The sequence below is a fragment of the Streptomyces cellostaticus genome, from assembly GCF_023630175.1.
GTDB lineage: Bacteria > Actinomycetota > Actinomycetes > Streptomycetales > Streptomycetaceae > Streptomyces > Streptomyces cellostaticus_A.
In genome coordinates this window covers 1-1,297 of sequence record NZ_JALLIN010000134.1, presented here as the reverse complement: position 1 = coordinate 1,297, position 1,297 = coordinate 1, and the positions used below count along the sequence as shown (strand labels likewise).

The following is a 1,297-nucleotide window of genomic DNA, read 5'->3' as shown; positions in this document are numbered from 1 at the left end:
CCCGTCCTCCGCCAGACCCCGCTGGCGGCTGAACTCGATGAACGTGCCCGGCGTGGACATCACGGTCACGCCACCGGCCAGCGCGAGGGAGCACTCGCCGTTGCGCAGCGCCTGGATCGCCCAGTGCAGGGCGACCAGCGACGACGAGCACGCGGTGTCGACGGTGACCGCCGGACCCTCCAGACCGAACACGTAGGAGAGCCGTCCGGAAACGACGCTGGCCGCGTTGCCCGTGCCCAGGTGGCCCTCGAGGCTCTCGGGCTCTTCCAGCAGTACGGACAGGTAGTCCTGGCCGTTGGTGCCGACGAAGACACCGGCCTGGCTGCCCCGCAGCGTCTCCGGGTCGATGCCCGCCCGCTCGAACGCCTCCCACGAGGTCTCCAGCAACAGCCGCTGCTGCGGGTCCATCGCCAGCGCCTCACGCGGCGAGATCCCGAAGAAGTCGGCGTCGAAATCGGCGGCGTCGTACAGGAACCCGCCGGCTCGCGCGTACGACGTGCCCTGCGCGTCGGGGTCCGCGTCATACAGCGTCTCGACGTCCCAGCCCCGGTCCAGCGGCAGGTCGGAGATGGCGTCACCGCCCGAGGCGAGCAGCCGCCACAGGTCCTCGGGAGTACGGACCCCGCCCGGGAATCGGCAGCTCATCGCCACGATCGCGATGGGATCGTCGTCCACAACCGTGCTCGTCGGCCCGGCCGCCACGGTCTCCGCGCCGAGCAGTTCGGTACGCAGGTGCGCGGCGAGCGCGAGGGGCGTCGGGTAGTCGTAGACGAGCGTGGCCGGCAGCCGCAGTCCGGTGGTGGCACCGAGCCGGTTGCGCAGCTCGACGGCGGTCAGCGAGTCGAAGCCGATCTCGCGGAACGCCCGCCCCGTCTCGATGTCCTCGGCACCGGAGTGTCCGAGCACTTCGGCGACCTGGGCGCGTACGAGTTCCAGCAGGAACGGCTCGCGGTCCCCTTCGGTCATCGACCGGAGCCGCTGGGCGAGCGACGAGCCGTCGGACGCCGGGCGAACGTCCTTCTCGGCAACACCGCCGACCGCTGCCGCCTCGGGCAGGTCGGTGAGGAGCCGGCTGGCCCGTGCGGCGGTGAAGCCCGGGGCGAACCGGGACCAGTCGACGTCCATGACCGTCAGTGCCGCGTCACCCGAACCGGCCGCCCGGCCGAACGCCGAGATCGCCAGATCGGCGTCCATCGGCGGAACACCGCCCCGCCGCATCCGGGCATCAAGCTCCGCGTCGGCCGCCATGCCGCCCTCCGCCCACGGACCCCACGCCAAAGACGTGGCAGCCAGACCA

Annotated in this window: 1 protein-coding gene; it reads right to left on the bottom strand. The window is 72.1% G+C overall.

All coding sequences use genetic code 11. The features are described 5' to 3' along the window. A partial coding sequence (locus tag MXD57_RS31315) for an acyl carrier protein (RefSeq protein ID WP_284506365.1) occupies nt 1-1,297 on the bottom strand: 1,297 nt, incomplete at both ends.